This window comes from Euzebya rosea (assembly GCF_003073135.1).
Classification (GTDB): Bacteria; Actinomycetota; Nitriliruptoria; order Euzebyales; family Euzebyaceae; genus Euzebya; species Euzebya rosea.
Genome location: NZ_PGDQ01000021.1, coordinates 1 through 25,547 on the forward strand (window position 1 = coordinate 1; position 25,547 = coordinate 25,547).

The 25,547-nt window shown below is 71.8% G+C and carries 26 protein-coding genes; 8 read left to right on the forward strand and 18 right to left on the reverse strand.

Features of this window, described 5'->3' with window-relative positions:
- Positions 1-390, forward strand: a 390-nt coding sequence (locus CUC05_RS21650) for a hypothetical protein (RefSeq protein ID WP_157965869.1), incomplete at its 5' end; no start/stop codon positions are given.
- A gap of 23 nt (positions 391-413) precedes the next feature.
- On the opposite strand, the gene ftsY is transcribed toward CUC05_RS21650, so the two are convergent.
- On the reverse strand, positions 414-1,691 hold the full coding sequence (gene ftsY, locus CUC05_RS21655; RefSeq protein WP_108668297.1) for a signal recognition particle-docking protein FtsY: 1,278 nt from the start codon (positions 1,689-1,691) through the stop codon (positions 414-416).
- Between the two features lie 139 nt (positions 1,692-1,830).
- Between ftsY and CUC05_RS21660 the strand changes: the two genes are divergently transcribed.
- Complete coding sequence (locus tag CUC05_RS21660) at positions 1,831-2,739, forward strand: sulfotransferase (protein ID WP_108668231.1); 909 nt, start codon at positions 1,831-1,833, stop codon at positions 2,737-2,739.
- 12 nt (positions 2,740-2,751) lie between these two features.
- Here the strand turns inward: CUC05_RS21660 and CUC05_RS21665 are convergent, their stop codons facing one another.
- The 3 genes from CUC05_RS21665 to CUC05_RS21675 all read right to left on the reverse strand — a co-directional run bounded on the left by CUC05_RS21665 (position 2,752) and on the right by CUC05_RS21675 (position 9,089).
- Entirely contained in the window at positions 2,752-5,070 is a 2,319-nt protein-coding gene (locus tag CUC05_RS21665) for a cell wall-binding repeat-containing protein (protein ID WP_108668232.1), read from the reverse strand.
- A gap of 77 nt (positions 5,071-5,147) precedes the next feature.
- Positions 5,148-8,720, reverse strand: a complete 3,573-nt coding sequence (gene smc / locus CUC05_RS21670) for a chromosome segregation protein SMC (protein ID WP_108668233.1) — start codon at positions 8,718-8,720, stop codon at positions 5,148-5,150.
- A gap of 165 nt (positions 8,721-8,885) precedes the next feature.
- Positions 8,886-9,089: a coiled-coil domain-containing protein gene (locus tag CUC05_RS21675; RefSeq protein ID WP_108668234.1), complete on the reverse strand. Its 204-nt coding sequence runs from the start codon at positions 9,087-9,089 to the stop codon at positions 8,886-8,888.
- A 219-nt stretch (positions 9,090-9,308) separates the two neighbouring features.
- Here CUC05_RS21675 and CUC05_RS21680 point away from each other — a divergent pair, with 219 nt between their 5' ends.
- Both CUC05_RS21680 and CUC05_RS21685 read left to right on the forward strand, forming a co-directional pair.
- Positions 9,309-10,322: an alpha/beta fold hydrolase gene (locus tag CUC05_RS21680; protein WP_108668235.1), complete on the forward strand. Its 1,014-nt coding sequence runs from the start codon at positions 9,309-9,311 to the stop codon at positions 10,320-10,322.
- Positions 10,319-10,708, forward strand: a complete 390-nt coding sequence (locus CUC05_RS21685; protein WP_157965870.1) for a hypothetical protein — start codon at positions 10,319-10,321, stop codon at positions 10,706-10,708. The genes CUC05_RS21680 and CUC05_RS21685 overlap by 4 nt, the downstream gene beginning before the upstream one ends.
- 30 nt (positions 10,709-10,738) lie before the next feature.
- On the opposite strand, the gene CUC05_RS21690 is transcribed toward CUC05_RS21685, so the two are convergent.
- The 12 genes from CUC05_RS21690 to thiD all read right to left on the reverse strand — a co-directional run bounded on the left by CUC05_RS21690 (position 10,739) and on the right by thiD (position 21,931).
- Entirely contained in the window at positions 10,739-11,572 is an 834-nt protein-coding gene (locus tag CUC05_RS21690) for a DNA-formamidopyrimidine glycosylase family protein (RefSeq protein ID WP_108668237.1), read from the reverse strand.
- Positions 11,569-12,267 (reverse strand): ribonuclease III, encoded by a 699-nt coding sequence (gene rnc, locus CUC05_RS21695; RefSeq protein ID WP_108668298.1) that lies wholly within the window; start codon positions 12,265-12,267, stop codon positions 11,569-11,571. Before rnc ends, CUC05_RS21690 begins: the two co-directional genes overlap by 4 nt.
- A gap of 77 nt (positions 12,268-12,344) precedes the next feature.
- The gene (locus CUC05_RS21700; protein WP_108668238.1) at positions 12,345-12,635 is read right to left on the reverse strand and encodes an acyl carrier protein; all 291 of its coding nucleotides are present in this window, start codon (positions 12,633-12,635) and stop codon (positions 12,345-12,347) included.
- Entirely contained in the window at positions 12,632-13,558 is a 927-nt protein-coding gene (locus tag CUC05_RS21705; RefSeq protein WP_108668239.1) for a phosphate acyltransferase PlsX, read from the reverse strand. Before CUC05_RS21705 ends, CUC05_RS21700 begins: the two co-directional genes overlap by 4 nt.
- Before the next feature lie 31 nt (positions 13,559-13,589).
- The gene (gene rpmF / locus CUC05_RS21710) at positions 13,590-13,772 is read right to left on the reverse strand and encodes a 50S ribosomal protein L32 (RefSeq protein ID WP_108668240.1); all 183 of its coding nucleotides are present in this window, start codon (positions 13,770-13,772) and stop codon (positions 13,590-13,592) included.
- A gap of 45 nt (positions 13,773-13,817) precedes the next feature.
- Positions 13,818-14,360, reverse strand: coding sequence for a YceD family protein (locus tag CUC05_RS21715; protein WP_114592518.1), 543 nt, complete (start codon positions 14,358-14,360; stop codon positions 13,818-13,820).
- Between the two features lie 184 nt (positions 14,361-14,544).
- Positions 14,545-15,198: an ATP synthase F0 subunit B gene (locus tag CUC05_RS21720; protein ID WP_108668242.1), complete on the reverse strand. Its 654-nt coding sequence runs from the start codon at positions 15,196-15,198 to the stop codon at positions 14,545-14,547.
- A gap of 11 nt (positions 15,199-15,209) precedes the next feature.
- Positions 15,210-15,719 carry a pantetheine-phosphate adenylyltransferase gene (coaD, locus tag CUC05_RS21725; protein WP_108668243.1) on the reverse strand — a complete coding sequence of 170 codons (510 nt, stop codon included), beginning with the start codon at positions 15,717-15,719 and terminating at the stop codon, positions 15,210-15,212.
- Positions 15,716-16,339, reverse strand: coding sequence for a 16S rRNA (guanine(966)-N(2))-methyltransferase RsmD (gene rsmD / locus CUC05_RS21730; RefSeq protein ID WP_108668244.1), 624 nt, complete (start codon positions 16,337-16,339; stop codon positions 15,716-15,718). Before rsmD ends, coaD begins: the two co-directional genes overlap by 4 nt.
- A 58-nt stretch (positions 16,340-16,397) precedes the next feature.
- Positions 16,398-18,704, reverse strand: coding sequence for a hybrid sensor histidine kinase/response regulator (locus CUC05_RS21735; RefSeq protein ID WP_157965871.1), 2,307 nt, complete (start codon positions 18,702-18,704; stop codon positions 16,398-16,400).
- A gap of 219 nt (positions 18,705-18,923) precedes the next feature.
- Positions 18,924-21,074: an ATP-dependent DNA helicase RecG gene (locus tag CUC05_RS21740; RefSeq protein WP_170128083.1), complete on the reverse strand. Its 2,151-nt coding sequence runs from the start codon at positions 21,072-21,074 to the stop codon at positions 18,924-18,926.
- 17 nt (positions 21,075-21,091) lie between these two features.
- Entirely contained in the window at positions 21,092-21,931 is an 840-nt protein-coding gene (gene thiD, locus CUC05_RS21745) for a bifunctional hydroxymethylpyrimidine kinase/phosphomethylpyrimidine kinase (RefSeq protein ID WP_108668299.1), read from the reverse strand.
- A 55-nt stretch (positions 21,932-21,986) separates the two neighbouring features.
- On the opposite strand from thiD, the gene CUC05_RS21750 reads away from it, so the two are divergent.
- Together CUC05_RS21750 and CUC05_RS21755 are read left to right on the forward strand one after the other, a co-directional pair.
- Positions 21,987-22,715: an AAA family ATPase gene (locus CUC05_RS21750; protein ID WP_205712482.1), complete on the forward strand. Its 729-nt coding sequence runs from the start codon at positions 21,987-21,989 to the stop codon at positions 22,713-22,715.
- A gap of 14 nt (positions 22,716-22,729) precedes the next feature.
- On the forward strand, positions 22,730-23,260 hold the full coding sequence (locus tag CUC05_RS21755) for a GNAT family N-acetyltransferase (RefSeq protein ID WP_205712483.1): 531 nt from the start codon (positions 22,730-22,732) through the stop codon (positions 23,258-23,260).
- Positions 23,261-23,290: 30 nt separating this feature from the next.
- Here CUC05_RS21755 and thiL read toward each other — a convergent pair whose 3' ends face one another.
- Positions 23,291-24,277, reverse strand: coding sequence for a thiamine-phosphate kinase (gene thiL, locus CUC05_RS21760; protein ID WP_108668248.1), 987 nt, complete (start codon positions 24,275-24,277; stop codon positions 23,291-23,293).
- Between the two features lie 63 nt (positions 24,278-24,340).
- On the opposite strand from thiL, the gene CUC05_RS21765 reads away from it, so the two are divergent.
- Together CUC05_RS21765 and CUC05_RS21770 are read left to right on the forward strand one after the other, a co-directional pair.
- Positions 24,341-24,550 (forward strand): dodecin family protein, encoded by a 210-nt coding sequence (locus CUC05_RS21765; RefSeq protein WP_108668249.1) that lies wholly within the window; start codon positions 24,341-24,343, stop codon positions 24,548-24,550.
- A 25-nt stretch (positions 24,551-24,575) separates the two neighbouring features.
- On the forward strand, positions 24,576-24,809 hold the full coding sequence (locus tag CUC05_RS21770; protein ID WP_108668250.1) for an Lrp/AsnC ligand binding domain-containing protein: 234 nt from the start codon (positions 24,576-24,578) through the stop codon (positions 24,807-24,809).
- Positions 24,810-24,868: 59 nt separating this feature from the next.
- Here CUC05_RS21770 and CUC05_RS21775 read toward each other — a convergent pair whose 3' ends face one another.
- A complete protein-coding gene (locus CUC05_RS21775; protein ID WP_108668251.1) occupies positions 24,869-25,441 on the reverse strand; it encodes a hypothetical protein in 573 nt (190 codons plus the stop codon).
- Between the last annotated feature and the right edge of the window lie 106 nt (positions 25,442-25,547).

Sequence of the window (25,547 nt, forward strand, 5' to 3'; positions counted from 1 at the left end):
ACCTGCACCGTCACCGAGGCACGCGACCACATCATCCGCCGACCCGACGGGACGTCGTACTACGTCGACGGCAGCTCGGTCCGACACTGGATCCCCAACGGCGGCACCTACAACTGCCTTTCCCTGCTGCGGGGACGCCCGCTGATCAACAACGTGACCCAGGACCAGGTCGATGCCATCCCCGAGGGTGGGCACCAGGTCTGCTTGGCGCTGCTGGTCGGGCCCGACCAGACCTCGTTCTACGTTGACCAGACCGGCGAGCGGCACTGGGTGCCGGACGGTGACACCTTCGTGTGCCTCGAACGTCGAGGCGTCCCGGTCTACCGGTACAACAACTGGGACACCATCAACCGGTTCGACGAACACCGCGACAGCTGGGCGTCCTGCTGATGTTGCTCAGGATCTGAGCGGGCTCAGGCGTCCCCGTCGCGTTGGTCGTCCTGCTGGTCGGCGATGAGGTCGGCGAGCTCGGCGTCGAAGTCCTCGAGCTCGACCTCCTGCACGACCTCCGCGAAGAGCGCGTCGATGAACGCGTCGGGGTCGAACTCGGCCAGGTCGTCGATGCCCTCGCCGAGGCCGACGAGCTTGACGGGAAGGCCGAGGGCTCGCTGGATGGCGATGACGATGCCGCCCTTGGCGGTGCCGTCGAGCTTGGTGAGGACCACACCGGTGACGTCGACGGCCTCGGTGAACGCCTTGGCCTGCGACAGCCCGTTCTGGCCGGTGGTGGCGTCGATGACCAGCAGGACCTCGTCGAGGTGCTCGGCCTCGCGGACGACGACCTTCTTGACCTTGGTCAGCTCGGCCATCAGCTCCTTCTTGTTCTGCAGGCGGCCGGCGGTGTCGATCATCAGCAGGTCGGCGTTCGCGGCGCTGGCGGCCTTCCAGCCGTCGAAGGCGACGGCGGCCGGGTCGGCTCCCTCGTCCTGACGGATCACGCGGGCACCGGAGCGTTCGCCCCAGATCTCCAGCTGCTCCGACGCGGCGGCACGGAAGGTGTCGGCGGCGGCCAGGACGACCTTCTCGCCGGCGTCGACGTGGCGCTTGGCGAGCTTGCCGATGGAGGTGGTCTTGCCGGTGCCGTTGACGCCGGTGAACAGCCACACGGTGGTGCCGTCGGGTCGGCGGGCCATGGTCCGGTCGGCGGTGCCGAGCTCGAGGCGGAGGACTTCCTTGAGGAGCGCGAGCGCACCCTCGCCGTCGGTGATGCCCTGCTCCTTGACCCGCGCGCGCAGGCCCTCGACCAGCTCGAGGGTGGCGTCGACGCCGACGTCGGCGGCGATGAGGGACTCCTCGAGCTCCTCCCACGCCTCCTCGGTGAGGCCGCTGGAGAAGATGCCACGGAGGTTGCTGCCCAGGGCCGAGGAGGCACGGGTCAGCTGCTGGCGGAACCGCTGGACGAGGCTGAGCGGCGCCTCGACGACGACGTCGGGCTCGTCCTCGGTCAGCAGGTTCGGGCCGCCCGGGTAGGGGTCGACGTCGAGGTCCGGGTCGGGTGTCTCGACCGCCGGGGTCGCCGCCGGGTCGATCGCGTCCTCGGTCGGCGTCGGCGAGAGGGTCGGGGCCTCGCTGTCGGTCCCGGTCCTCGGGGGGAGGGTGGCGGTTCCGCCACCGCGGCGACCGACGAACAGGCCGCCGACCACCACGAGGGTCAGGACGGCGACGACGGCAAGGATGATGATGAGTTCCATGGCGAGTCGCAGGCTACCGCCGGACGCCGACATCGCCGCTGTCGGCCGGGTGACTCGTGCCCGTGGTTGACCCCGTCCCCCGGATCGTGAGAACGTCGTTCGAGCGGGCGCCGAGGTGGCCCGCGGGCGAGGAGACGAGATGGCGGGCCCTCCGATATTCGTGACCGGCGCGAACCGGTCGGGGACGACGTGGATGGGCAACGTCCTGTCGCTGGCGGCTGATGTGGCGTACGTCCACGAGCCGTTCAGCCCGTCGTTGGACCCGGCCGTCGGCCGCATCCCCACGCGCGCCCACTTCACCCACGCGACGACGCTGGAAGCGGTGCAGCAAGCGGCGCTGGACCGACTGCTGGCCGGGCGGGTCCCGAACCCGGCGGGTTGGCGGCGCGACGTGACGGCATGGAAGCCGTTCGGCATGGCGGTCAGGGAGGTCGGCCGGGCCGTCGCGCGACGACGGCGACGGGTGCTGATCAAGGATCCCACCGCCTGCCTGCTGGCCCCGGCCGTGCACGAGGCGACGGGCGGGCCGGTGGTGTTCATGGTCCGCCGCCCGGAGGCCTACGTGAGCAGCATCACCCGGCTGGGGTGGGGGTTCGACTTCACCGTCTGGGCCACCGACGAGCGGCTGATGGGCCTGCTGGGGGGCGTGGCCGACGAGGTCGCGCGGGCGGCGGCCACGGACCTGCCCATCTTCGACCAGGCGATCACGATCTACAACGGCATCTACACGATGGCCGACCGCTTCCGGGCCGACCATCCCGACTGGCTGTTCCTGCGGCACGAGGAGATGGCCGCCGATCCGCTGGAGACCCTCCCGCCCGTCTACGAGCGGCTGGGCCTGGACTGGACGCCGGAGGTCGTCCGGGCGGTGGAGCGCGACAACGTGCGGGCGCCGTCCAAGGACATCGCGCCGGCCGAGTTCCGCACCGTGGTCAGGCAGAGCTCGGCAACGGTGGACACGTGGCGCGCACGGCTGGATGACGACGAGGCCGACACGATCCGTGCCCGAACCCACGCTGTCGCCAGCCTGTTCTACGACGACGTCTGATCTGCTGACGGGTCAGCCGGGGCCGGAGCGGTACACGTCCCATCCGCCGTAGACGAACTGGTGGGTGTCGTCGCCGGCGTGCAGGGTGGCCAGGTGGTCCAGCACCACAGTGCCGTCGTTGGCGACGTCGGAGCGAAACGGACAGTTGTTGGCGTGCTCGACGGGGTCGACGTCGATGCGGTCGAGGGTCCCCTCGGCGACGGACCAGCGGTACACCCCGCACCCTGCCCCGTCGCCCGAGAGGGTCCGGAAGCTGGCGAAGACGACCCACTCGCCGTTGGGCGAGACCTGGGGGTTGGCCGACAGGCGGGTGCCCTGTCCCTCCCCGCCGGGGCTGACCAGCGTGGTCGTCCCGGCGGTGCGGTCGCGGAGGTACACCTGGTCCGGCAGCGTCGCCGGCGGGTTCACGAGGTCTGCCCCCTCGTGGGCGAAGGCCACGAACCGGCCGTCGTGGCTGATGCCGATCTCGTCAGGCAGGTTGAACTCCGTCGCCGTGCTGGCGGTGCCGTCAGGGGTGACCGAGACCAGCTCCAGCGTGCCGGTGGTGCGGTCCAACACGTAGGCGTCGGTGGCGGTGTTGGTGTCCAGCGGCAGCAGCGACGCGCTGGTCATGAAGGCTATCCAGCGCCCGTCGCCGGACAGCATCGGCCGGTGGCTGCCCTCCGCCTCGACCGGCTCGCCGTCGGGAGTGGCGACGTAGCCGATCTCCCCGCTGTCGAGGTCGTGCCACCAGTACCAGTAGCACGAGCAGGATGTCGGGCGGCCGACAGACCCCTGGGAGACGTAGGTGACCACCGACCCGTCCTCGTCGAGGGAGGGGTGGTCCACGTAGTTGCCTGGAGTGCCCTCGATGTCGAATGAGACCGCCCGGGTGCTGCCCGTTGCCAGGTCGCGCACGTAGGCGGTGCGTGAAGCGTCGACGTCCTGCCCGGCGAGGGTCGGGTCTTCGCTGGTGAACGCCACGACCTGCCCGTTGCCGGACACGTGCACGCTCGAGGAATCACCGCTGGCCGGCTGACCCGACGGGGTGGTGTCCAGCATCTCCGTGCCATCGGGGGTCACGAGGTAGGCGTGGTACCGCTCCTCGGTGGGGTCGGCGAGGCCTGCGACGGGGCCGTCGCTGACGAAGGCCACGACGGTGCCGTCGCCGGAGACGGCCGGCGCGAACCCGCCGGTGGCCGTCCCGTCGGCGTCGGTGCTCAGCAGCTCCAGCGGTCCGGCTGCTCCGGTGTCGGGTGGCAGGCCGAGGGTGACGCGGGCCTCTTCGCAGAGCGAGGGGACGACGACACAGGTGAGGACCGGTCCCCCGTCGCCGGGGACGACGGCGTAGCCGGATTCGGCGTACGTCGGGTCGGTGACGCCGTCGCGCAGCCAGTCGAGGGTGGCCGGCGGCAGGGTGTCGCCGGTGGCCAGCACGATGGGGGCGTCCAGCGAGGCGGCGTGGGCCGCTGCGGCGAACCCGCCGGCCCAGGCGTCGGCGGTCTGGCCCTGCACGACCACGACGTGGTCGGCGTCCGCTGCGGTCGGGGCGCCGAGCTTGTCGGCGACGGCGAGGGCGGTCTCGGCCCGGCTGTTGCCGGCGAGGCGTTCGGTGGTGATGCCCATGTCGCGGATCTGCTGCTCGACGGCGGCGGCGATGGCCGCGGTGCCGCCCATGATCTCGACCTGCTGGATGCCGGCCTCGGTCAGGTAGGTGCGGGTGGCCTCGGTGAGGGTGTCGGACTGGGTCAGCAGCACCGGCCAGCCCATCTCCGCCGACATGCCGCCGGCGGCGATGGAGTCGGCGAAGCCCTGGGTGGGGTCGGTCGAGCCCTCGGAGGGAAATGCACGAGCCAGGATGGCGGTGTCGGCAGCGCCGGCGTCGGTCCGGGCGATGGTGATGGCGGTGTCGAACCGCGACCCGCCGGCCCGTCGCTCGACGTCGAGCCCCATGTCACGCAGCTGCTGCTCGACGGCGGGCTGGACGGCGGCCTCGCCGCCCAGGACCACCGCACGGGAGGGCGCGAGCCGCTCGATCTCCTCCACGACCTCGTCTGGGACGGGGCCGGCGGAGGGCACGAGGAGCAGCGGCGAGCGGGACTGCAGGACGCCGGAGGCAAGGGCGTCGGCGAAGTTGTCGTCCCGCCCGATGAGGACGGTGTCGAGGGCGTCGAAGGTGGTGACCTGGCTGAGGGCCACGGCGATGTCGACGTTGGACGGTGGGGTCTCGGCCTTGATGACCGAGATCGTGTCGGACGGCTGGGATGACGACGGTGCAGGTACCCCAAGCACGGCTAGACACACAGCCGCGACCACGACCCCCGCAACGTCGCGTGAGGATGCGACGTTCATCGGCGGAGTATCCGCTCCGGTCAGGGCAGCGTCAACGCCCTGTCATCGTCGCGTCACGGGTGGCCCGTGAGGCGTGTTCACGACGCCTCGACGGGACTGGACCGGGCGAGGCCCGACTGGTCCAGCTTGCGGCTGACGACCCGCGAGACACCTGCCGACCCCATCGACACGCCGTAGATCGTGTCGGCGATCTCCATCGTCCGCCGCTGGTGGCTGACGATGATCCACTGGCTGAAGCCCCGGAACTCCTCGACCACGCTGAGGAACCGGCCGAGGTTGGCGTCGTCCAGGGCTGCCTCGACCTCGTCCAGCACGTAGAACGGCGAGGGTCGGGCGGCGAAGATCGCGAACAGGACGGCCAGGGCGGTCAGAGAGCGCTCGCCACCGGACAGCAGCGACAGGCGCTTGACCTTCTTGCCCGGCGGACGTGCCTCGACCTCCACGCCGGTGGTCAGCATGTCGTCGGGGTCGGTCAGGATCAGCTTGCCCTGCCCGCCCGGGAACAGCTTGGGGAAGATGTGCTCGAAGTGACCGGCCACGTCCTGGAACGCGGCGGCGAAGACCTCGCGGATACGGTCGTCCACGGCCTCCACGACCCGCATGAGGTCCTTCTTGGACGTGCGCAGGTCCTCCAGCTGGCCGGTCATGAACTCGTGACGTTCCTGCAGCGCGTGGAACTCCTCCAGCGCCAGCGGGTTGACCGTCCCGAGCAGGCCGATCTTGCGGGCCAGGTCGTCCTCGGCCTCGGCGAGCTCGGCGTCACGCTCCTCGCCACCCGCCAGCAGGTCGTCCTCGGGGTCGGCGGTGCGTTCCTTCAGGGCCGCCTCGCCGTCCTCGATGCCGATCTCGCGGAGTCGTGACCGCACTCCGTCGAGCTGCATGGACAGCTCCTGGCGGATCAGGTCCTCGCGGTGGCGGCTGTCGCGTAGCGACTCCAGCTGCTGCGCCAGCTCGGCCAGCTTGGACCGGGCCACACCCAGGCGACGCTGCTGCTCGGCGCGTGCCTCCTCCAAGCGGTCCCGCTCGGCCGCGGCCTCCACGCGGGACGCCTCGGCACGGGCCAGCGCCGCGCGGGCCACGTGCTCCAGCTCGTCACAGCGGGCGATGGCTGCCAGCCGGGCCTTCTGCCGCCGTTCGCGTTCGGCCAGCTGCGCCTCGACCCGCTGGGCTTCCTGCTCCAGCGCGGCGATCCGCCGACGGAGCTCACCGGCTTCCTGCTCGGCGGTGGAGTGCGCCAGGCGAGCCTGGACCTCGGCCTCACGGGCTTCGGTCAGGGCATCGTCGAGCCGTTCGGCCTCGACGTCACCGCCGCCCTCGTCGTCGGCGAACCGGGGGTCGGGCACGTACGGCTCGGGGCCGCGTGCCTCCAGCTCGTCCAGCTTCTCCTGACGGGCCTTGGTCTGGGCGACCAGCTGGTCGTGCTGCTTCTGGACCTGATCACGCTCGCGGTGGCAGCGGAACAGCTCCTTGTTCAGCCGTCCGAGCCGTTCGGCAGCCGACGTGATCTGCGCGTCGGACTCCTGCATCTGCGCCTGGGCGGTCTCCAGCTGCTGGCGGACCTCCTCCAGCTCGCGATCGGCATCGCCGACCTTGCGATGCACGATCCGCAGCTCAGCCGCGACGGCGTCGGCCTGCTGCTTGGCTTCCTCCGCCGCGGCCCGCGACAGCACGGCCGTGTGGGCGACCGCCCCCCCGCCAGCGTGTCCGCGGGCTCCGGCGATCTGCCCGTCGGTGGTGACGAAGACCAGCTCGGGCTTGGTGTCGGCCAGCCGCAGCGCGGTGTCGAGGTCGTCGCACACGTAGACGCCGGCCAGCGCCCGGCGGGCGGCCGCGCGGATGCCCGGTTCGCCGTCGACCATGGGGGCCAGCGGACGTGCGCCGATGGCGTCAAGCGACGGCTGGTCGGCCGGTTCGTTGTGCGGCGCGCCGGCGACCAGCAGCAGGGTCCGTCCGGCCTCGCGGGCGGCGACGAAGCCCAGCGCCGACTCGGCAGCCGAACGGCCGGCCACGACCAGGGCGTCGGCGAGCGGACCGAGCGCCGCGGACACGGCGACGGCATGGCCGTCGGCGACCTGCAGCAGCGCCGCCAGGGGGCCGAGGACCCCGTCGACCTGTCCCGTCTCTGCGGCTTCTGCCAGGACGGCGGCGCCCTCGCTTGGTTCGGCGGAGGCGGCGAACAACGCGTCGGCGCGTGCCTCGAGGCTGGCCCGTCGGCGTTCGAGCTCGCGTTCCTCCTTGGCGGCGCCGCTGGCGGCCTTCTGGGCGCGCGCCCGCCGCTCCTCCATGGTCCTGAGGTGGTCCGACAGGTCCGGCACGGCCGCGTCGAGGCGCTGGATCTCGTTCTGGACGGCGGTGACGTCGGCCTCGAGCTCGTCGGAGCGGTCCTGCTGGGCCTGCAGCTGGATGCTCAGCCGGCCCTCCTCCCCCGACGCCTGGGCCAGCGAGCTGCGCAGCTGGCCGACCTCGCCCTCCCAGCGGATCTGCCGTTCGCGGGCCTCGACCCGGCGGCGTGCCTCGGCGGCAGCAGCCTGCTCGTGGGCGCGGCGGGCCTGCTCGGCATGCCGGGTGTTCTGGCGTGCGCGTTCCAGCAGGCCGGAGGTGGTGGTGACCCGTTCGGCGACCTCGGCCAGGTGCCCGCGGTCGCGCTGGGCCTCGCCGCGCAGCTCCTCGGGGTCGCGTCCGGCGACGGGTTCCTCGGCTGCCTCGGCGAGGCCGTTGCGTCGCTCGACGATGCGCTCGACGATGCCGCTGGACCGCTCGACGAGGTTGGCGAGGGCGAACTGGGTCTCGGTGGCCAGGCGGACGGCGGGGGTCAGCTCCGACAGGCCCTGGGCGATGGCCTGCTCGTCCCGCTTGAGGGCAGCGTTGGTCTCCTCCAGCTCGCGCAGCCGCTGGTCGGACGCGGAGCGGCTGGCCTGCTCGGTCGACCAGCGGTCCAGCAGGCGGGCGAGGTCACGAAGCCCACGGTCGGTGCGGATGGCGTGCAGCTGGTCCGACAGGTTCCGGTGCTTGGCGGCGGCCTCGGCCTGGCGTTCCAGGGGCCGAAGCTGGCGGCGCATCTCGCTGAGCAGGTCGACCAGGCGCTCGAGGTGGCCCTCCATCTGCCCGAGCTTGCGCAGCGCCCGCTCCTTGCGACGGCGGTGCTTGAGGATGCCGGCCGCTTCCTCGATGAACGCGCGGCGTTCCTCGGGGCGGGCGTTCAGGACCGCGTCGATGCGGCCCTGGCCGACGATGGTGTGGGTCTCGCGGCCCAGCCCCGTGTCGGACAGCAGCTCGGCGACGTCCAGCTGACGGCACTCGACGTCGTTGATGGTGTAGGCGTTCTCGCCGGTGGCGAACATCGCCCGGCCGACGGTGACCTCGGTGAACTCGATGGGCAGGCTGTCGTCGGAGTTGTCGATGGTGATCTCCACCGACGCACGGCCCATGGCCTTGCGGCTGCCGGCACCGGCGAAGATGACGTCCGACATCGACCCGCCGCGCAGGTCCTTGGCGGACCGGGTGCCCATCGACCAGGTCAGGGCGTCCACGATGTTGGACTTGCCCGACCCGTTGGGTCCGACGATCACGGTGATGCCGGGCTCGAAGTCCAGCCGAGTCGAGTCGGCGAAGGACTTGAAGCCACGCAGGGCGAGAGACTTGAGGTACACGGTCGAGTGAAGGTTAACGGCCGCGGACGGACGCCCGGATCAGGCCGGACGGCCGGGTGGCCGGTGCGATCGGAGGGACATTGCGGTAGCTGGTCCGCCGGTCGGCCGACGGGAACACAACAAGAGCCCCTGCCGGGACCGGCAGAGGCTCGCGTCGTGGGGCTGCTAGGCGGAGGCGGTCGCCAGGTCCTCGGCGACCATCTCGACGCCCGCGCGGTCGTCGGCGTCGACGAGGCCGCGCAGCATGGCGTTCTCGGCCTGCAGGCCCTCGTTCTCGGCCTTCAGCTGGGCAACCTTGCTGCGCAGCGCGGTGATCTCCGCGAGCAGCTTGTGGGGAGCGGCGTCCCAGGATCCGACGAGCGCCTTCATGCGTTCTCCTAGAAAGAGGTCTTCGAGTTGCGTGCGAGTGACCCGGCACGACGGGCGATGGGCGCCTGACAGTGAGTGGCACCGCGGGGACACCACGCCACACCCAACGTGCGCAGCAGCCGTCCCTCCGGGAGTGTACGACGCGAAACGCCGCCGAAACAAGGGGGTTTCGGGGTCTCGCAGCGTCGATCGTACAGGGGTCCTACCCTTCGGGACGACATGAGTCGCACCAGCTGGATCCTGACCGCGGCCGGCGGCGCCGCGGCCGTCACCGCCGCCACCGCATGGGTCACGGGTCGTTCCCGTCCCGACGACACCTCCCTCGGCGTCGCCAAGCCGCCCAGCGGGCTGCCGCCGTCGCGCACCGTCTCCCTCGACGGGCACGGCGAGATCTTCTTCCGCGACCAGCCGGGCCCCGCCGACAAGCCGCCGATCGTGCTGCTGCACGGCTGGGTCGTCTCCGCGGACCTCAACTGGTTCACCACCTACGGTCCGCTGGAGGAGGTGGGGCGCGTGATCGCCCCCGACCACCGGGGCCACGGGCGCGGCGCGCGCCACAGCATGCCGTTCCGCCTGGCCGACGTGGCCGACGACATCGCCGCCCTGCTCCGTGCGGAGGGCACCGGCCCGGCCATCATCGTGGGCTACTCCATGGGCGGCCCGCTGACCCAGCTGCTGTGGCAGCGCCACCCCGACGTCGTTGCCGGCATCGTGCTGTGCGCCACGGCCGCCCACTTCAACTTCTCCACCGTCACCGCGCTCGGCTGGCGGTTCATCACGCTGTACCAGCTGGGCCAGCGGCTCCTCCCCCGGACGTGGATCGAGCGGGTCCTGCTGACCCAGGCCCAGGACGCCGTCGGCCCCAACCTGCTGCGCCGCGCCGCGCCGGGGATCACCGAGCTGTCGCCCCTCCTCCCCTGGGTGGTCGGCGAGCTGCAGCGCGGCGAGATCGAGGACCTCGCCGAGGCCGGACGCGAGCTGTCCCGCTTCGACTCCCGCGGCTGGATCACCGGCATCGACGTGCCCTCGGCGGTCGTCGTCACCACCCGCGACCGCCTGGTCCCACCGAGCGCACAGCTGCAGCTGATCGACCTGCTGAACGACCCGCTGGTGGTCGAGGTCGAGGGCGACCACGACGTCTCGGCCGCCATGGCCACGGAGTTCAACTCCGCCCTGCGCAAGGCCATCGACCACATCGCCAGCACCAGCCCGCGCCTCGGCGGCGGCGCGTGACCGATCGTCCCGCCCCCGAGGTGCCGGTCAGCCGACAGCTCGGTCGGGCCACCGGCCGCTGGTGGAACCGCCACGGCGACACCGTCAAGCAGGTCAGCCGTCCGGCCCGGAAGGGCTGGGCCACGCTCGCCGGCTACCTGTGGTTCGTGGCCTACATGTGGGTCGGGCTGATGATCGCCGTCGGGGTGCGCAACATCACCGGCACCAACGGCCCGTTCGTCATGGTCGCCGCCGTGGGCGGTGGCGCGGTCCTCGGCTGGTGGCAGGCCCAGCACCGCATGGCCCGCCACGTCGATCCCGACACCCCGCCGATGAACCGCTTCGGGCTGGCCCTGTGCGCCTGGCTCGGCGTCGTCGGCCTGGCCCTGCTGCTGGACCTCCGCTGACCGGTCCAGCAGCGACGCCCCCTCCCCTGCTCAGGTCTGGGTGCGGGGCGAGTGGTAGGCGTACAGGCCCTTCTTGATCTTGCCGTACTCGATGGTGGCGCGGGACCGGGCGTCGGCCTGGCCCTCGCGGGCGTAGATCTTGAGGTGGTCGACCTCCTCGTAGGGCAGGAAGCCCTTGTCGGTCTCGCTGGGTGCCTTGTCGGTGCCGCCCTGCTTGATGGCCTCGTAGATGACCTCGAGGATCGCCCGGTGCAGCCGGCGCACCTCCTGGCTGGACAGGGTCGCGGAGTTGCGGGCCGGGGCCAGGCCGGCCTCGAAGAGGATCTCGTCGGAGTAGATGTTGCCGAGGCCCACCACGAAGCTGTCGTCGACCATGACGGCCTTCAGCAGGTCCTTGCGGTCGGTCAGCGCGGAGGAGAACACCGGCCAGGGGATGGGCTCGGCCAGCGGGTCCATGCCCAGCTTGGCGAGGTCGTCCAGGTCGTCGACGGTGTCGGTGTCGACGACGAACAGGTCACCGTCGGCCTCCAGGTCGTGGTAGTGCACCGACCCACCGGTGGTCCACGTCAGCACCATCCGGGTGGCGTCGCCGCGGGCTTCCTTGGCCGTCTCCTTGGTCATGCGCGCACGGCTGCCGGGGATGACCACCAGCGTCGTGTCGTTGTCCAGCTCGAACAGCAGGCACATGCCCTTGCGGTCCACCGACGTGATCTTGTTGTCGACCAGGCTGGCGGAGAAGTCCTTGATCGTGCCGTGCCGCTTGACCAGCTCGGCCGGCGACAGCCAGACCTCCTTGATCTTCTTGCCGACGAGCTCCTTCTCCAGCTCACGCTTGATGACTTCGACCTCGGGCAACTGGGTCACTGACTGTCCTTCTGTCGGTTGGTGAATCTGGTCCTGAGCAGGCTGTAGGCCTCGGCGGCGGCGTTCTGCTCGGCTTCCTTCTTGCTGCGGCCCTCGCCGCGCCCGAGCTCCTCGCCGGCCACCCGCACGACCGCCGTGAACGTCTTGGCGTGGTCTGGCCCGACGTCGCTGAGCTCGTAGCTGGGAAGCGTCGACAGCTCGCCGGCGGTCAGCTCCTGCAGGGAGGTCTTGAAGTCCAGGGACTCACGACGATCGATGATGTCGTCGAGCAGGTCACGGGTGAGGTCCAGCACGACGGTCGTGGCCGCCTCGATGCCGGAGTCCAGGTACACCGCGCCGATCACGGCTTCCATGGTGTTGGCCAGGATCGAGTCCTTGTCGCGCCCGCCGGACTGCTCCTCGCCGACGCCCAGGCGGACGGCCTCGCCGATGCCGATGCCGCGGGCGAGGTCGGCCAGGCTGAGGGTGTTGACGGCGGCCGACCGCACCTTGGCCAGCCGACCCTCCGCGGAGTTCGGCAGCCGGGTGAAGATCTCGTGGGTCACGATCACGCCGAGCACCGCATCGCCGAGGAACTCCAGCCGTTCGTTGTCGGCCAGCCCCCCGGCTTCGAAGGCATAGCTGCGGTGGCTGAGCGCCTTGTGCAGCAGCCCGCGGTCGACGAACCGGTAGCCCAGCGCCTCCTCCAGCGCGATCTCGGCCTCCGGCCGGTCGTCGGTGTCGGGTTCGACGGATACGGCGGCGCCGTCGTCGGGGTTGGTCTGGTCGGTCTTCACGTCGGCTCCTTCCGTGTCGCAGTCGAGGTGGGATGCTGGGTCAGCGCGGCGAAGGCCTCGGCGGCGTCGCGGACGGTGCCGAGGGAGCGCAGGTCGTCCTCCGGCAGGCGCACGTCCACCCCGGCGGCGGCCAGGTCCTGCTCGACCCCCTCGACGACCTCCACCAGGTCCAGGGAGTCGGCGTGCAGGTCCTCGTCGAACCGGGCGGTCGGTGCCGGCGGCGCATCGAGGGCCAGCACCGCCTGGAGCCGCGGAGCGAGGAGGCTGTAGATCTCGTCACCTGTCATGGTCGTGTGTCAGCGTCGGTGTCGACGGGGTCCGTGGTCCGTGCGGCGGGGGCCGCAGCGGTTCCGGTACCGGCCGCTGCGCGCTCGGCGGCCAGGGAGACCGCCTCGGCGAAGTCCTCGCCGGTCGCAGCACCGTGCATGACCAGCACCGTACCCCGAACGCCGAGCAGTTGGGCGGCACGATCGTGGGGTACGCGGGCCCCGACGCCGTCGGCGAGCCGAGCCGACAGCCCCTCGATCGTCTTCAGCACGAGGTTGCCGGTGAAGCCGTCGCAGACGACGACGTCGACGGCGCCGTCGAGGACGTCGCCGGGCTCGACGTTGCCGACGAACCCGTCGGTGTCGGCCAGCAGGCCCTCGGCCTCGATCGTCCGGCGGGTGCCCTTGCCCGGTTCGACACCCATGTTCAGCAGCCCCACCCGGGGCTGTGCGACCCCGTGGGCGCGGGCGTGCTCGACCCCGAGGCGCGCCATCGTCGGGTAGGCATCCGGCTGCGGGTCGGGGTCGGCGCCGGCGTCCAGCAGGACGACAATCCCGCCGGCGGGCAGCGGTACGCGGGCCGCGACGACCGGCCGGCGGACCCCGTCGCAGCGCCCGAGCTCGAGCAGGGCAGCACCGACGGTCGCGCCGGTCGACCCCGCCGACAGCAGCACGCTGCCGGGAACGGCGGCCACGGTGCGGGCCGCCACCCGGATCGAGGCGTCGGGGACGCGACGCAGCCCGAGGGCGGCGTCCTCGTCCATGGCGACGACGCCGTCGGACACGACGACGGGCAGGTCGGTGCGGTCGCGCAGCGACGCGTCGCCGCACAGCACGACATCGACCCCTCGCCCTGCGGCGACGGCGGCACCGTCCAGCGCAGCCGAGGGGGCGTGGTCGCCACCCATGGCGTCCACGACGACGGCCCCGGCGGGGATCGTCATGGGGTCATCCGCGTACGCGGATGGGCAACGCCTACAGCTTCGGCTCGACGACCTGGCGGCCGCGGTACGTGCCGCAGGTCGAGCAGGCGGTGTGGGGACGGGTGTCGCTGCCGCACTGGCCGCACTTGGTGACGGTGGGGGCGGCGGTCTTCATCCACTGCGCCTTGCGGTGGCGGGTGGTGCTGCGGGACTTCTTGCGCTTCGGGACTGCCATGGCAGAGCTCCTCGGGATGGTTGGTCGGTCGGGAGAGTTGGGGGGTCAGCTGTCGAGGTCGAGGTCGGCCAGCGCCGACCAGCGGTCGTCGACGACCGTGTCGTGGCAGTCGCAGGTGGCCTCGTTGCGGTTGATGCCGCAGGTGGGGCACAGGCCCTTGCAGTCGGGACGGCAGTGCGGCGCCGTGTCGATGTCGGCGGCCAGCGCGTCGCGGATCAGCGTGTCGATGTCGATGACGCCGCCGCGGATGGTGTAGCCGACCTCGACGTCCTCGGGATCCTCGGCGGTCGCCGGGTCGGAGAACAGCTCGGCGACGTCGGCGGTGGACGGGTGCCGGTCGATGGGCTCCAGGCACATCGCGCACTGCTGGTCGACGTCGATCTCCACGGTGCCGCGCAGCAGCACCCCGTCGACCAGGGACTCCAGCACGCCGTCGACGCGGACCTCGTCACCGAACGCGGTGAGCGGCACCTCGAACCCCTCGGGAACGGGCAGGTCCAGCTCCACCTCGCGCGTGGCGCCGGGTGTGTCGAGCAGCTCGGCGACGTCGATCTTCGTCGACGCCAGCTCGGTCGGGTCGTTGGTCATGGGAGATGGCCGTGGCGGCAGGCCGCGGTCGTGAATCCTTCTGGATCGGGGGCGTGGCATCCGCCCGGACCGGGTCGGGATGCAGGCACGCTGACGTGCGCGGGAATCGCGCAGGGTCAGAAAGCGTAGCGCACGCCGGCGGCGCTGGCCACCGGCCCGGCGTGTCCCTTCAGGGGTGTCCCGCCTAGAGCGTTTCCTCGTGGTCGAAGAACTTCACGCCACCCGTGCGCGGCGACATGTCGTCGCCGGGCTGTTCCCGTTCGGCACCGGGCCACTGGGTGGCCTCACCGGGCGGGATCGTGTCCTCGGGCCCGTGCGGGGACGGCTGGCCCTGCTGGACGGGCAGGCCGGCGGGCAGCGTGGGGTCCTCGCCGGACCGGATCTCCGAGGAGGCCTGTCGGCCGCGCAGCCGGTCGCGGCCACGGGTGACCGTCGACAGGGTCTTCTGGAGGACGACCTCGAAGTCGCCGAGCTTGGCATCGACGTAGTCCTCGGCTTCGTTGCGGATGCGTCGCCCCTCCTCCCCCGCGCGGTCCACGATGCGCTGGGCCTCGCGCTGGGCCTCGCGGACCAGCTCGGTGTCGGCGACCAGCCGGTCGCGTTCGCGACGGCCGTCCTCGACGATCTGCTCGGCGTCTCGGGATGCCTGGGCCAGGATCGTGTCGCGTTCCTTCAGCACCCAGCGGGCCTGGCGGATCTCCTCGGGCAGGGCCGCACGGATGGCCTGGGCGACGCGTTCCAGCTCGTCCTTGTTGACCATGACCGACGCCGACAGCGGCACGGGCCGTGCGTCGGCGAGCTGGTGCTCCAGCTGCGCGAGGGCGTTCTCGAGGTCCATCGTGGCTCCGATCAGGACTCGTCGTGGGAGGACGCTTGGGCGTCCGCGTACTTGGCCAGCAGGCGCTTCTCGACACCCGGGGGCACGAAGGCGCTGACGTCACCGCCGAAGCGGGCCACCTCCTTGACGAGGGAGGAGGACAGGAAGGAGTGGTCGGGGTTGGCCGACAGGAACAACGTCTCGATGTGGCCGATCGAGCGGTTCATCTGGGCCATCTGCAGCTCGTACTCGAAGTCGCTGACCGCCCGGAGTCCCTTGACGATGACGTTGATGCCGTTCTCGCGGGCGAACTCCACGAGCAGGCCCTTGAAGACGGCCAGCTCGACGTTGGGGAGGTCGGCGGTGACCTCCTCCAGCATCTCCAGGCGCTCGTCCAGCTCGAAGAGCCCACCGCGCTTGGACACGTTGCGCATGCACGCGACGGTGACGTGGTCGAAGGTGTCGCTGGCGCGTCGGATCACATCGAGGTGTCCGTGGGTCACCGGGTCGAAGGACCCGGGGCAAACGGCGCGGACGGTCACGAGGACACCTCGTCTCGAAGGGGTTCGTCGGTCGCGTCGGCCGCCGGAGTGGCTGCGGGTCGGGTCGACGCGGGGATGTAGGTGAAGTAGCGCAGCACGGTCTCACCGTACGTCCGGTCCCGATCATGGGAAAGGAGGCGTGGCGGCGGTTCGGGGCGGCGCTTGTCGCGTTCGATGACCACCCGGGCACCCGGGCGCAACGCCTCGCCGTCGACGAGGACCTCGAGCGTGTCGGCGATGTCGGCCATGTCCATCGCGTAGGGCGGGTCGACGAACACGACGTCGAACGGCCCACCGCTGGGGTCGATGGCGAACCGTTCGGCCGTGGTGGCGACCACCCGTGCTCGGTCGGCGACGTCAGCCGCCTCGAGGTTGGCGCGGACGGTGGCGACGGCTCGCCGGTCCTGCTCGACGAGGACCGCCCGGGCGGCGCCACGGGACAACGACTCGATGGCCAGGCCCCCGGTGCCCGCGAACAGGTCCAGCACGACCGCGTCGGTCAGGTCACCGAGGGAGGAGAACAACGCTTCCTTCACTCGGTCGCCGGTGGGGCGGGTCCGCCGTCCGTCGGGGACGGCGAGGGGCCGCCCGCCGGCGGTGCCCGCGATGACTCTGGTCATGGACGCCAACCGTAGGCGCCGGCCGCACGTCCGTCACGGCGACCGCCCGTCCGGTGGATCACCTGACCCCGGTCGGCACCCCGAACGTCGCGCGCAGCAGGTGCATGACCAGCACCAGCTCCTCACGCATGGACCGGGTCAGCGACTCGACCACGTCGAGGTCGCCCTCCTCGGCGGACAGCTCGACGCGTTCGGCCGTGGCGGCCAGCCGGCCAGCGGCGAGGTTGCCGCTGCTGCCGCGGAGGCTGTGCGCGGCCTGGGCCACGGTGTGGGCGTCGCCGCGGGCTGCCGCAGACGTGATCTCCCGCAGGCGTTCCCTCGCGCGCAGCTCGAAGCCGTCCAGCAGCTCGTCGAGGCGCTGGCCGGAGCGGTGCAGCAGGACCAGCCCGTGGAGGATGCGCTGGTCGAGCGGGTCCTCGACGGGGTCCTCGTGGGTGTCGTCGTGGGGTTCGTCGGGGGTGGTGGCGTGGACGTGGCTGATGACGGCCCGCTCGAGGACGGCACGAAGGTCGTCCCACACGAGCGGCTTGAAGGCGCAGTCGTCCATGCCGGCGGCGAGGAACCGCTCGCGGTCGGTGTCGAGGGCGCTGGCGGTCATGGCGATGATCGGGGTGGCCGACTCGGGGCCGGGCAGGGCGCGGATGGCGGCTGTCGCCGTCACCCCGTCCATGATCGGCATCTGGGCGTCCATGAAGACCGCGTCGATGGGAACGTTGCGCACCACCTCGACCGCCTCTCTCCCGTCGCCGACCAGCAGGACCTCGTGGCCGAGCGCCCCCAGGAGCCCACGGGCGACCCGCCGGTTGATCTCGTTGTCGTCGGCCACGAGCAGCCGCAGCGGGGTGGCGGACACCTCGACAGCGGGCTCCACGGTGTCGGGGACGGGTGGGGACGGCTGGTCGGCCACCTCGCCGAAGGGCAGGACGAACCAGAAGCAGCTGCCGTGGCCGACGCTGCTGCGCACCCCGATCGTGCCGCCCATGCGCTCGACCAGCTTCTTGGCGATCGACAGGCCGAGGCCGGTGCCCGCCACCGTGGACGAGTCGTCGTCCTGGACCTGCACGAAGCTGTCGAAGATCACGTCGACCATGTCCGCGGGGATCCCTCCGCCGGTGTCGAACACCGCCACGGAGATCGTCCGTCCCTGCTCGCCGGGCCTGACGCCGGCCGAGACGAGTACCCGTCCACCCTCGGTGAACTTGACGGCGTTGCCGACGAGGTTCAGCACGACCTGTCGCAGGCGCTGGGGATCGCCGAGGACGAGCCGTGGGAGGTCGGGTTCGAGGTGTACCGACAGGTCGGTGCCCTTGTCGGCGGCCATGCCCTCGAACAGGCCGACCGCCTCGCCGATGACCTCGCCGGGATCGTGCACCTCCTCGCGGATGCCGAACGTGCCGGCCTGCACCTTGGACGCATCGAGCAGCTCGTTGAGCAGCTCGACCATCGACTCGGCCGAGGACCGGATGATCCCGACGTGCTGCTGCTGCTCGGCGTCGAGGTCGGTGACGTCCAGGAGTGCGGTCATCCCGAGCACCCCGTTCATGGGGGTGCGCATCTCGTGGCTGACGTTGGCCAGGAACGCGGTCGTGGCCCGCGAGGCCGCCTGGGCCTGCTGGGCCCGCTTGGCGAGCAGGCGGCTGGCCCGGTGCACGGCGCCGGCGCAGCGGCCGAGCTCGTCGTCGGGCCAGTCCTCCTCCGGCGCGGCCAGCGCCGTCTCTTCGGCCAGCCGTGCGGCGTCGTCCTGCAGCCGGACGATCCGGTTCGCCAGCCGTGTGCCGAAGGACCGGGCGGCCAGGAGCGCGCCGGCCACGCCCACCAGCAGCGCGACGGCCAGCCAGCGGAGGACTTGCGCGTCCCGGTCGGCGGCGTCCCGTGCCGTCTCCAGCCGCTGCCAGCCGTCACCGAGGCTGGCCTCGACCTGCTGCTGGAGGGCGTCGGCGACCACGTCGTGCTCGTGCCCGGTGTCCAGCTCGTCGACGTCGAGGTCAGTCGAGGGTTCGACCGCGGCGAGCGACGCGATCACGTGCTCGGCCAGCTCGTGCACGACGTGGAAGCTCAGGCGTGCGGTCAGCGTGCGATCGATCGTGCCCAACCGCTGGAGGCCGTCTCGGGCCCGGTCGAGGCTCGCGTCGCGTGCGGCGATGTCGCCCTCGGCTCGACCGTGGCCGATCTCGTGGGCAGCGCCCTCGGCCTGCTCCAGCCCGAGGAACAGGTGATAGGCCCCTTCGCTCATGGCCGCGAACTGGACGTCGATGGCCGCGTGCGACCGGGCGGCCGATGCGGTCGAGACCAGCACGAGCGCGGTCAGCAGCAGCAGGGCGAGGGGGATCGAGACGACCGCCGCGACCTTGCCGGTGATCGGCACGTCGTCCCACCGTGCGGCCCATCTGCCCGTCTGCCGAGCGGCCCGCGCCCCCGCGTCGCTCGATGCCCTCGTCGTCCGGTCCTGCGTCACCATCGGTGCTGCCCCTCCCGTTTCGCGCAGTCGTTCGACCGATCACGCGAGAAATGTCTGTCCGCGAGGTCCATCGGCACCAAGAGGCACGAACTGCGCGTTCAGCATCACCCAGTGAAGGATGTTCGGTCAACCCGCTTCGAGCACCCCGAAGTCGGCGGCGTCCCAGCGGCGGCCGACCTCGGCCAGCAGCGCCGGGTGCGCGTCGAGGTCCGGGTCGGCCTCGAGCAGCGCCCTGGCGTCGTCGCGCGTGCGGGCCACGACGTCGACGTCGCTGACCACCGAGGCGATGCGCAGGTCCCCCTCACCGGTCTGGGCGGTGTCGAACAGCTTGCCCTCGCGCCGCAGCTTGAGGTCCTCCTCCGCCAGCTCGAACCCGTCGTCGCTGGCGGCCAGCGCCGCCAGCCGCGGGTTGTCCGTCGGATCCTCGGCGAACAGCACGCAGAAGTTGGTCGGGTAGCCGCGGTACAGGCGGCCGCGCAGCTGGTGCAGCTGGGAGATCCCGAAGCGGTCAGCGTCCTCGATGATCATCACCGACGCCTCGTCGACGCTGACGCCGACCTCGATGACGGTCGTGGCGACGAGGATCGGCACGGTGCCGTCGCGGAAGGCCTTCATGACCGCGTCGCGGTCCTCGGCCGACATGCGGCCGTGCATGAGCCCCACCTCGTAGCCCCTGAACGGCCCCTCGGCCAGCTCCTCGTGCATCTCCACCGCCGAGGTCACCTTCTCCAGCGCTTCGGAGGGGTCGATCAGCGGGCAGACGACGTAGGCACGGCGACCGGCGTCGACCTCGCTGCGCACGAAGGCATACAGCTTCTCGCGCCGGTCGGAGTGGGACTCGATCACCTCCGTGCGGACGGTGATGGTGTCCGCGCCCGGCCGGTTGCGCAGGACGGTGACGTCGAGGTCGCCGTAGATGGTCAGCGCCAGGGACCGCGGGATCGGGGTGGCGGTCATGACCAGCACGTCGGGTGAGGCCCCGTCGGGCCGCTTGCTGGCCAGGGCCGCCCGGTGCTCGACGCCGAAGCGATGCTGCTCGTCGATGACGACCACGCCGAGGTCGGCGAAGGCCACGTTGTCCTCGAGGATCGCGTGGGTGCCGATCAGGAGGTCGCAGTCGCCGGACACGACGTCGGACATGACGCGGGCCCGGTAGGACTTCGGCATCGCGGAGGTCAGCAGGTGCACCCGGGGTGGCCGGCCGAGCGCGGGGATCATCACCTTCTCCATCAGCGCCTGGAAGGTGACGAGGTGCTGCTCGGCCAGGACGGTGGTCGGGGCCATCAGGACGGCCTGCCGTCCGGCGTCGACGGCACGGAGCATGGCGTGGGCGGCCACGATCGTCTTGCCGGTCCCCACGTCGCCCTGGAGCAGCCGGTGCATGGGGGCGCTCTCGGCGAGGTCGGCGTCGATCTCGTCGAACGCCTGCTCCTGGTCGCGGGTGGGGGCGAACGGCAGCGAGGACCGGAACGCGTCGACCGCGCCCATGGCGACGGGGTGGTGGATCAGGCCGACGGCGTCGGACTCCAGCTCGATTCGGCGTCGCTGGAGGACCAGCTGCAGGACGAGCAGCTCGTCGTAGACCAGCCGTTCGCGGGCGATCGCCAGGTCGGCCTGGTCCGGCGGGGAATGGATGGTCCGCAGCGCCCAGTCCAGGCGTGCCAGCTCGTGTCGGCTGCGCAGGTCATCGGGCAGGTGGTCGGATATCGTCGGCAGCAGCTCGAGGGCCTGCTGGACCAGCCGGGCGATGCGTGGCGAGGACACCTTCTCGGTGGCCTTGTACACGGGGACGAACTGGTTCTCCTCCAGGTCGCTGGCCACCACGTCGTCGTCCAGCGACGTCATCTTCGGGGCCTTGATCCGCAGCTCGGTGCGCCATTTCTCCACCGTGCCGGAGATCGCCACCCTGCTGCCCTCGGCGTGCTTGCCGGGCAGCCACGGCTGGTTGAAGAACGACGCGGTGATGGTCCCGCGCTGCTCGTCGCGGAGGGTCGCCTTCTGGATCGTCAGCTTCTTGCCGCCGCGGCCTCGCTTCTGCGGGAAGACCTTGTCCCAGCGGACCAGCGTGGCCACGACGGTCGCCGGCTTGCCGATCTCGAGCTCGGCGATGGGCACGAGGGCGCCGAGGTCGCGGTAGGCCCCCTGCCTGGGCAGGTACCAGACCAGGTCGCGGATCGTCTCGATGCGGAAGGGGTCGGCGGCCAGGTCACCTGCCAGGCGAGCGGTGACGCCCGGGACGTCGGTGACCGGGTCGTCGAGGGACAGGGAGGGCGACACGTGCGCTCGTGGGGCCGTTACGCCTGCGCGACGTCGGTGGCGGGCACAGGGCGGCGCTGCCAGCCGTGGTCGACCGGGCCGATGCCCGCCCCGATCCGCAGGCCGTGGCTGATCGCGCCGGTGATGTAGTCCTTGGCGACCTGGACCGCCGACGGGACGTCCATGCCCTTCGCCAGGTTGGCGGCGATCGCGGAGGAGAGGGTGCAGCCGGTGCCGTGGGTGTCGGTCGACGCCGAGCGGGCCGTGGCGATCTCGATCATCCGCTCGCCGTCGAACAGCAGGTCGACGGCCTCGGCGTTGTCGGGCAGGTGCCCGCCCTTGATGAGCACCCACTGCGGCCCGAGCGCCTTCATCGCCTCGGCGGCCTTGTCGAGGTCGTCGGTGCCGGTGACCTCCACGCCGGTCAGCAGCGCCACCTCGCCCAGGTTGGGGGTGACGATCGTGGCGACGGGCAGCAGGACGTCGCGGACGGTCGCCAGCGCCTCGGGGGCCAGCAGCGCATCGCCGTGCTTGCTGGCGGCGACGGGGTCGACCACGACGTTGGTCAGGCCGTGCCGGCGGATGCCGTCGACGACGGTGTGGACCAGCTCGCTGCTGGCCAGCATCCCCGTCTTGGTCGCACGGACGTCCATGTCGGAGGCGACGGCGTCGAGCTGGGCGGTGACGAAGTCGGCGGGGACCTCGTGGACCCCGTGCACGCCCACGGTGTTCTGGGCGGTCAGGGCGACGATGACGGAGGTGCCGAAGACGCCGTGTTCCTGGAAGGTCTTCAGGTCGGCCTGGATGCCGGCCCCACCACCGGAGTCGGAGCCGGCGATGGTCAGGACGACCGGCAGGTCGGAGGACGTGGTTGCCATGGCCGTCCACGGTAGCGCCGGGGTGCGACGCGCCGGCTGTACCGTCCACACTGTGGTGGCGTACCTGACCGATGTCCGCCTCGGCGACGACGCGCCGACGGACGGATACCCGTGGACCCTGCCGGCGGTGCGGCGCGTGGCGGACCTGCGCTTGGGCGACGTGACGATGCTGGTCGGCGACAACGGGACCGGCAAGTCGACCCTGGTCGAGGCGATCGCCGTCGCCGCGGGGTTCAACGCCGAGGGCGGCAGCCGCAACCTGCGGTTCGGGACCCACGACACGCACAGCGACCTGTCGGATCACCTGCGGCTGGTGTGGCGCACCCGGCCGCGGTGGGGCTGGTTCCTGCGAGCCGAGACCTTCTACGGGATGGCCAGCCACATCGCCGAGGACGATGACCCGGTGTCCGGGGTGGCGGCGATGTTCCCCGACCTGCATGCCCGTTCCCACGGCGAGTCGTTCCTGCTGCTGGTGGAGGAACGGATGCGCAGCGACGGCCTGTACGTCCTGGACGAGCCCGAGTCGGCGCTGTCGATCCAGGGGCAGCTGCGCCTGCTGGCGATGATGCACCAGGCGGTCGCCGACGGGGCGCAGTTCGTCGTGGCCACCCATTCGCCGCTGCTGATGGCCTACCCGAGTGCGGTCATCCACGAGCTGCACGCCGGAGGGATCGACGTCGTGGAGTGGGAGGACGTCGACGCCGTCGCCCTCTGGCGCACCGTCCTGGACGACCCCCAGCGGGTGCTCCGCCACCTGCTCGCCCCGGACGACCGGCCGGACTGACCTACCCTCTGGGCGTGGACGAGGTGACGTTGATGCTGCGGCCGGAGATGCCCGGGGACGCCGAGGCGGTGGCGTCGGTGCACCGTGCCGCGTTCCCCGTGCCGGAGGGTGCCGATGAGCCGATGGAGGTCGGGCTGGTCGCGGCGCTGCGCGACGGCGGGCACCTGCTGGAGGGGGTGACGCTGGTCGCGGAGGTCGACGACCGCGTCGTCGGCCACGTCGCCTGTTCGCGGGGCTGGGTGGGGTCGGGGTCCGCCGGCGGGGTCCCGGCGGTGGGCATCGGGCCGATCGGCGTGCTGCCGGCCGTGCAGGGGCGCGGGGTCGGCGCGGCGCTGATGACCACGGTGACCCGGCTGGCCACCGATGCCGGCGAGACGCTGCTGGCCCTGCTGGGCGACCCGGCCTGGTACGCCCGGTTCGGCTACGTCACCTCCACCGACGTGGGCGTGGAGGCACCCGACCCGGCGTGGGGCGTCCACTTCCAGGTCCGCCCGCTGGTGCCCGACCACCCCACGGGCCGGTTCCACTACGCCCCACCGTTCTGACCCTCCACCCGGCTTCGCCGATCACCCGGCTCACCCGTGGTCGTAGCCCCACGTGTCGATGCGGTCGGGGCCGCCGAGGCCGTCGAGCCAGACGGCTGGGGTCCCCTCCTCCCCCGAGGTCCCGGCGGTGCCGATCCAGCGCCAGGGTGCCTCGGCGGTGGCGTCCAGCGCCTCGGCGACGGCATCGGCGTGGTCGGCGGGGACGGTGGCCAGCAACGCGAAGTCCTCGCCGCCGCCCAGCGCGACGCGGTGCAGCAGGTGGTCGGGCAGCAGGTCGACCGCGGTGGAGGGGACGGCGGCCATGACGGCGGTGCGGTCGATGTGCAGGTCCACGGCGGAGGCGCGGGCGAGGTGCCCGGCGTCGGCGCCCAGCCCGTCGGAGATGTCGATCATCGCCGTCGCACCGGCTCGGGCCAGGGCCACCCCGGAGGCGGGGAGGGCGCGCGGTCGACGATGCGCGGCCAGCAGGTCCGGCGGCACGGCCACGCCCTCGCCGTCGGCCCACAGCGCGGTCGCCGCCGCCCCGAGCGTCCCGACCAGCACCAGGCGGTCGCCGGGACGGGCACCCGCACGGGTGATCGACCGGTCCGCCGCCGGGCGACCCAGCGCGGTGAGGGAGACCGACCACACCGGCGCGGTCACCGTGTCGCCGCCGACGATGGCCACTCCCCATTCCCGGCCGGCCTCGGCCATGCCGGCGTACAGCTGGTCGATGACCTCCTCGGTCAGCGCCGCGGTGCGCTGCAGCCCGACCACCGCCGCGTGCGGGATCGCCCCCATCGCGGCGAGGTCGCTGACGTTGACCGCCATGGCCTTCCAGCCGACGTCGGCAGGTGAGGACAGGTCGGTGCGGAAGTGCACCCCGTCGACGATCACGTCCACGCAGACGACGACGTCCTGCTCGCCGATCCGCACGACCGCCGCGTCGTCGCCGACGCCGACGGGCACCGCCGGGCTGCTGCCCGCGAGGTGACGGCCGAGGTCGGCCAGCCGCTGGAACTCGCCCCTGGAGGTCATCAGCGGAGTATGGCGCGATCGCCTGCGCGCACCGTGGACGTCGTGGCGTAGGATCTGCCGAACATGCCGGTCCTCAACTCGATCGAACTCGAAGGCGTCTCCAGCATCGGCTGGGACGACGCCGCTCAGGATGCCGTGCGCGAAGCCGGCCGGACGTTGCGGCGCATCATGCGCCTGGACGTCCTGGCCGTGGGCGTGGGGGTCGACGCGGAGGGGGAACGGGAGTACCGGACGACCATCCGCCTGTTCTTCGAGGTCGACCGGCAGCCGTGATGCCCACCAGCGAAGGGACAGACCCGTGGTTTCCGCCTACATCCTCATCCTGACCGAGGTCGGCAAGGCCGCCGAGGTCGCGGCCGCGGTCGCGGAGATCCCCGGGGTGAAGGCCGCCGATGACGTCACCGGCCCCTACGACGTCGTGGTGCGTGCGGAGGCCAAGGACATGGACGAGCTCGGCCGGCTGGTCGTCGCCCGCGTGCAGTCCATCGAGGGCATCGACCGGACGCTCACGTGCCCGGTCGTGCACCTCTAGGCCAGCCCTGACGCACCGGCCCCCGGCCGCCCCCCTCGGCAGCGGCCGGACGCCCGTGGTCAGGTCTTGCGCAGCGTGATCGCGGTGCCCAACGTGGCGCCGACCGCACCGACGAGGCACAGCCACAGGCCGATGCCGACGGTGGCCCCGACGTCGCTGACGCTGCCCACGTCGATGACGACGGCCAGCAGCGTGAACAGGGCGAACAGCAGCCCCACGATCGACACCCAGCGGAACCGCAGGAATGCCCGCACGACACCGCAGATCAGCAGGATCACGGCCAGGACGATGACGATCACGCCGTCGTCGGCGTCCAGGCCGGTCAGCGTGATCGGGCCGAGGTCGATCCACGGCAGGAACGTGCCGACGACCAGCAGGACCGATGACACGACCGTCAGCCACGCGATGGGGTCGCCCTTCCCCTTCTCCGCCTGCTGGGCGAACCCGCCGGCGCCGTAGGCCGGCTGCCCGCCTGTACCAGGCTGCCCGTACGCCTGGGCGTGGCCCTGCGGGGGTGCCTGTGGTGCCGGGTTGTAGGCCTGCGGCGAACCCGGTGGGGCGGCGGTCGCACCGCTCGGCCCCCCGAACGGAGTGGGCGGTGGGCCGCTCGACCCCTGCTGGTAGTCGCTCATCTTCGGCGTCCTTTCCCTCGGTGACGCGCGCCCCTCACAGACGCTGATCCGTCGACACTAACACCGAGGGGAAGGGACGGACCGGCTCGTTTCGAGCCCGTCACAT

Bases quoted from the DNA above. Each gene is read 5' to 3' on its own strand.
- rsmD (WP_108668244.1), bottom strand. From the start codon at position 16,339: ATGACCAGAGTCATCGCGGGCACCGCCGGCGGGCGGCCCCTCGCCGTC.
- CUC05_RS21700 (WP_108668238.1), bottom strand. From the start codon at position 12,635: ATGACAGGTGACGAGATCTACAGCCTCCTCGCTCCGCGGCTCCAGGCG.
- thiD (WP_108668299.1), bottom strand. From the start codon at position 21,931: ATGGCAACCACGTCCTCCGACCTGCCGGTCGTCCTGACCATCGCCGGC.
- CUC05_RS21720 (WP_108668242.1), bottom strand. From the start codon at position 15,198: ATGGACCTCGAGAACGCCCTCGCGCAGCTGGAGCACCAGCTCGCCGAC.
- CUC05_RS21705 (WP_108668239.1), bottom strand. From the start codon at position 13,558: ATGACGATCCCCGCCGGGGCCGTCGTCGTGGACGCCATGGGTGGCGAC.
- rpmF (WP_108668240.1), bottom strand. From the start codon at position 13,772: ATGGCAGTCCCGAAGCGCAAGAAGTCCCGCAGCACCACCCGCCACCGC.
- CUC05_RS21660 (WP_108668231.1), top strand. From the start codon at position 1,831: ATGGCGGGCCCTCCGATATTCGTGACCGGCGCGAACCGGTCGGGGACG.
- CUC05_RS21675 (WP_108668234.1), bottom strand. From the start codon at position 9,089: ATGAAGGCGCTCGTCGGATCCTGGGACGCCGCTCCCCACAAGCTGCTC.
- CUC05_RS21715 (WP_114592518.1), bottom strand. From the start codon at position 14,360: ATGACCAACGACCCGACCGAGCTGGCGTCGACGAAGATCGACGTCGCC.
- CUC05_RS21775 (WP_108668251.1), bottom strand. From the start codon at position 25,441: ATGAGCGACTACCAGCAGGGGTCGAGCGGCCCACCGCCCACTCCGTTC.
- CUC05_RS21680 (WP_108668235.1), top strand. From the start codon at position 9,309: ATGAGTCGCACCAGCTGGATCCTGACCGCGGCCGGCGGCGCCGCGGCC.
- CUC05_RS21665 (WP_108668232.1), bottom strand. From the start codon at position 5,070: ATGAACGTCGCATCCTCACGCGACGTTGCGGGGGTCGTGGTCGCGGCT.
- CUC05_RS21765 (WP_108668249.1), top strand. From the start codon at position 24,341: ATGCCGGTCCTCAACTCGATCGAACTCGAAGGCGTCTCCAGCATCGGC.
- ftsY (WP_108668297.1), bottom strand. From the start codon at position 1,691: ATGGAACTCATCATCATCCTTGCCGTCGTCGCCGTCCTGACCCTCGTG.
- thiL (WP_108668248.1), bottom strand. From the start codon at position 24,277: ATGACCTCCAGGGGCGAGTTCCAGCGGCTGGCCGACCTCGGCCGTCAC.